Origin of the sequence: Prevotella sp. TCVGH (assembly GCF_023522295.1) — a bacterium.
Lineage (GTDB): Bacteria > Bacteroidota > Bacteroidia > Bacteroidales > Bacteroidaceae > Prevotella > Prevotella timonensis.
In genome coordinates, this window is sequence record NZ_QFFX01000113.1 from 1 (window position 1) to 4,006 (window position 4,006).

The following is a 4,006-nucleotide window of genomic DNA, read 5'->3' on the forward strand; positions in this document are numbered from 1 at the left end:
CTATACAACCAGTATTTAATCGCAGAGTATTGTGTTTTAAGCACTTAGCCCAATATCATATTTTTTTACCGGACAGCAATAAATAAAAATCTGTTGTTGGTACAATCCTAAAACGGTCAAGGATTTTGAGTGAAAGGGATAGCCTTTGACTTGATTGCCCTCGACCGTTTTTCTGTTGTTTACAGCTTCCTCCATTTCTCTATGTCTTCACCATATTCCTCCAGATGCTGACGCACAATGTTCTCAACAAAGCTTGAAAGGTTGCTGCCCCTGTCGCCTAATCTACGCACAATGAAGTCGGCACGTTCCTGTGTTTCCCTGCTCAGATAGACCGCCTTGCGATTGTTTAACTTAGTCGGCACAAGATAGGCTTGCTTGTAGGCTTCGAGTGTTTTCTTTCTCATCTTGGCACTGATGCGTCTTTGAACGGTTGCGTTCTCTGTATGCTGCGCAGGTTCAGAGTGCGTAGTGTTCTCTGGGTACTGTTCGTTAGACTCTTGAATAAGTCTTGCTTTCCTTGCCCGATGTTCGGCTATAAGATGTTCGGACAGACCTTCAATTTGGTTGAGTCCTAAATATTGCTTGGTGGAGTGGATGGTATTCTCCATTCCCTCGTTACTGACTTTTTTCTTGTCCATATTATTATCTCATTTTATGTTTGACTTGTTTTGATTTCTTACTTTCCTTTTGCTCCGTAACCGTCATCCGTGTCCGTTCCTGCACTTTCTGCTGCTCCTGTTTACGCATACGGCAGACATGAAACTCGTTGAGGTCTTTGAAGCCTTTGTAATGTATGGACATATCCTCCACCTTGAAACCTGCCTTGACGAAATCATTGGTTGCCCTCCGTCCTGCTTCATCATTATCAAGGAAGGCACGGATATGGGGCAGGTGTCCGTCGTTCAGATAGCGAACAGTCCTTGCCACATTGTTTACGGAGTTCATCACAAGGCAGTGGCTGGCTATCTCCTCTTTCATTGAAAGAAAAGAAAGGAAATCCATAAATCCTTCAAACACACATACAGGCAGTGGCTTGTCTATTGCGTGTTCTGTCTGTTTGTCCGTAAATATCAGAGTAATATCCTTCGGAGCTATCGTTCCCTTGAACAAACCATTATCCCGAAGTTCATACCCTCCTGATTGATTGGCAAAGCCGATGGCTTGATAGCGCCTGCCCATTACCTCATAGCTGATACATTTGAGAAACGGCATAGCCCTCTCCAAATCAATGCAGCGTACTTTTGTAAGGTACTCCTGCAAATGTTGCGGCAGGGTGTCTGATATACTTATCAGTCTCCTTGCCCCGTTTGCAGCCATTACCGGTTGGGAATTGTTTGGTGCGAAGTCTTTACGAGAACTATATGCTGTATCATCGGGAGCGGTCTGTCCCAAGCAGCGGATGGCTTCCGATAGCGTGCAGTTCTCCAATCGCATACAGAGGTCGATGATACTTCCGCCCCTGCCTTCGGCATAGTCTATCCAAAGGTTCTTCTTTGTGTCCACTTTGAAACTCGGATGTGTTTCCGCACGAAGCGGTGAGCGGTACAGGGCATAGGCTGGTGTCCTGCATACAGGCTTGATGCCTTTTCTTTCAAGATACTCTACGATAGAGTATCGCTTGATTGCGGATAAATCTTCTTCTTTCATTGTGATATGTTTAATTGAACTGATTGAATAATTTTTGCTTGAATGACAATGGTGTGTTTGAATGATATTTGGATGGGTAGTTGAATGATTATTGAAAGAAAATCTCTTTCCTGAAGTTTTTCCCCTCCAAACTTTTTCATCTTTCTTCTTACCACATACTATTTTAAGTTAAGTAATTGATTTACAATATATTTTTGTAGTACCAAGTCATACTACCAACCTACTACATACGCCTACAACATTTGGATACTGCAATAACTTGGCAAAGGACAAGGGAGAATCTTCCTCATTTTATATACATAAATCGGAGGATGTGATAAGCCCGATGTCGTTGTCAAGTTCCCTGCGGAGTGAGTTAATTTCATAGCGACCCACTTTTGAGAAGTGAGCATCGTTCTTGCTTCGGTATTCGGTTCGCCCCAACACCGTGTTGTATCTGAACTCATAGTGCGTGGAGAGATAGGCTTCTATCTCCGAGTTCTTGGAGGAGGCTTTTCTCCGTTTGGGCGTATTGTATCCGCCCTCCGATTTTCCTTTATCTGCATTCTTTTTCATTACATGCTTGGTTTGGTTTCCAAGAGTGAAGTTATCAAGAGAATGTGAAAGTTCCAAGCATTCAGGGAGTGCTTGCATAATGTTGCGCACATTGGCAATGGATTTCTCACGGATTTCTGGCAGGAAACAGTCGGAAAGCATGGATTTAAACCTTAAACAAGAGGCCAAGTGCGTAAAGGATGTAAGAAAGGCATGTGCTTATTTGCAGCAATCTGCATTGTATTGCATCGGCTAAAACGGATATGATAAATGGAGTGAGGAGGCAAAGAAAGCGACAATCCTTTTGTCATTTCCTTGTTTTTCCCTGTATTTCCCTGCTGCTTTGAAGTGTGATAAACTCATCATATTTTTGCAGGCATAAACGTGCGATGAAACGCAGAACAGACAAAGGTGTTGTCAATACCAATAAGACAGAATTACAAACAAAATAACAATAAAACTATGGGATATTTTATCATTACGGATTCAAATTGGGCGAGGCTGAGGAATGAGATACTCTGTCTTGCCGAGACCTGCCACAAGGCATTTGGGGAACAGAGCAAGCATACCGATTGGCTGCACAACGGCGATGTGTGCAAGTTGCTTAACATCAGCAAGCGCACATTGCAGCACTATCGGGATACTGGTGTATTGCCTTTCTCCCAAATAGGGCATAAGTGTTATTACAAGCGTGAGGACGTGGAGTGGCTGTTGCAGACTAAATCAGAGAAGCCTAAGACAGATAAATCTAAGAATAACAAATAAAATAAGATGACAATGGAGTCAATAAAGGACTTGAATATGGAAGCGGATGATATGCAGGTGGTGCTGTCCGCACTTTAAGGAGTGAACGGACGGATAAAGGAAGCGACACAGACACACAAACCGCTGTTTGGAGGTGAGCATTTCCTGACAGGCAAGGATGTATGCGAGCGGCTGTATATCAGCCCTCGTACTTTGCAGGACTATCGGGACAGGAGGATTATTCCCTATACGCAGTTTGCAGGAAAGATACTCTATAAGGTGTCGGATTTGGAAAGGCTGTTAGAGGAGAATTATAAGTGATAGCAGCATATCGCAAAAAGAAGTGTTATAAAATCTAAAATAATCAGCAAGGCGAGCAATTATTACACTTTTGTGTAGAATATATACGCTTTATTACATCTACTTTTGCCTAAAATCATTATTTTATTATGGAAGAAAGATACAGCATCCGTCATCGCCTTCGGCAAGAAGTAATGCTTGAACTTCTGCAAGTCCATACCATCGATGGTCGCATTCAGGCAGGGCGATGCATCAAATGCCGTAACATTTGCCCTACGTTTCTCCAGCAAGATACGCTCATCTTCCTCGTTGGCCACACCCTTGCGAGGCCCAATCCTTATCCAGATACGGCCTTTATATTTGACGGGAGGAAAAACCGATGGCTCCACCCGTATCATCACAGTGTCACCTTCTGGCATCGCCACCTTCTCTACCGTCATCGATGGCTGGGGCTGGATATTTCCGTCAGTACGAATAGCGGCCACATTCTTTAGCAGTTCGTCTGTCACGTCAAGCCCCTGTACTTCGCCATCGTCTTTAACGCCCAAGAATAGATAGCTGGTTTGTTTGTGGTCGGGCAAGTCGTTGGCAAAAGCACAGATAGCCTGTCCAAACTTATCCGTATTGGTAGTGGAAATCGTTCGTTCCACCCTGTCGCTCTCAATGTCGTTGAGCAAAGCTCGTATATCGTCTATATTCATATTACTTCTATGTTGCTTTCCAAATAATTGGAAAATATTTGTAATTTATTAACTGTTCATTATCATTCACTTAGCGTGAA

Annotated in this window: 4 protein-coding genes and 2 pseudogenes; 2 read left to right on the top strand and 4 right to left on the bottom strand. The window is 43.3% G+C overall.

Going from position 1 to position 4,006, the window contains the following annotated elements; all coding sequences use genetic code 11:
- Positions 1-179: 179 nt before the first annotated feature.
- The 3 genes and pseudogenes from DEM91_RS12170 to DEM91_RS12180 form a co-directional block, all read right to left on the bottom strand.
- Positions 180-638 (bottom strand): DUF3408 domain-containing protein, encoded by a 459-nt coding sequence (locus tag DEM91_RS12170; protein ID WP_006282083.1) that lies wholly within the window; start codon positions 636-638, stop codon positions 180-182.
- A 4-nt stretch (positions 639-642) separates the two neighbouring features.
- Positions 643-1,647 (bottom strand): toprim domain-containing protein, encoded by a 1,005-nt coding sequence (locus tag DEM91_RS12175; protein WP_195254099.1) that lies wholly within the window; start codon positions 1,645-1,647, stop codon positions 643-645.
- A gap of 303 nt (positions 1,648-1,950) precedes the next feature.
- Positions 1,951-2,202 (bottom strand): annotated as a pseudogene (locus DEM91_RS12180) (virulence protein); the annotation flags it as partial.
- Positions 2,203-2,643: 441 nt separating this feature from the next.
- Here DEM91_RS12180 and DEM91_RS12185 point away from each other — a divergent pair.
- Together DEM91_RS12185 and DEM91_RS12190 are read left to right on the top strand one after the other, a co-directional pair.
- Positions 2,644-2,946 (top strand): helix-turn-helix domain-containing protein, encoded by a 303-nt coding sequence (locus DEM91_RS12185; protein ID WP_036874299.1) that lies wholly within the window; start codon positions 2,644-2,646, stop codon positions 2,944-2,946.
- A 12-nt stretch (positions 2,947-2,958) separates the two neighbouring features.
- Positions 2,959-3,246: pseudogene (locus tag DEM91_RS12190) on the top strand (helix-turn-helix domain-containing protein).
- Positions 3,247-3,308: 62 nt separating this feature from the next.
- On the opposite strand, the gene DEM91_RS12195 reads toward DEM91_RS12190, so the two are convergent.
- Positions 3,309-3,926, bottom strand: a complete 618-nt coding sequence (locus tag DEM91_RS12195; RefSeq protein WP_229039397.1) for a helix-turn-helix domain-containing protein — start codon at positions 3,924-3,926, stop codon at positions 3,309-3,311.
- Positions 3,927-4,006 lie beyond the last annotated feature (80 nt).

Excerpts from the sequence above, each read along its gene's own strand:
- DEM91_RS12185 (WP_036874299.1), top strand. The coding sequence starts at position 2,644 with ATGGGATATTTTATCATTACGGATTCAAATTGGGCGAGGCTGAGGAAT.
- DEM91_RS12175 (WP_195254099.1), bottom strand. The coding sequence starts at position 1,647 with ATGAAAGAAGAAGATTTATCCGCAATCAAGCGATACTCTATCGTAGAG.
- DEM91_RS12195 (WP_229039397.1), bottom strand. The coding sequence starts at position 3,926 with ATGAATATAGACGATATACGAGCTTTGCTCAACGACATTGAGAGCGAC.
- DEM91_RS12170 (WP_006282083.1), bottom strand. The coding sequence starts at position 638 with ATGGACAAGAAAAAAGTCAGTAACGAGGGAATGGAGAATACCATCCAC.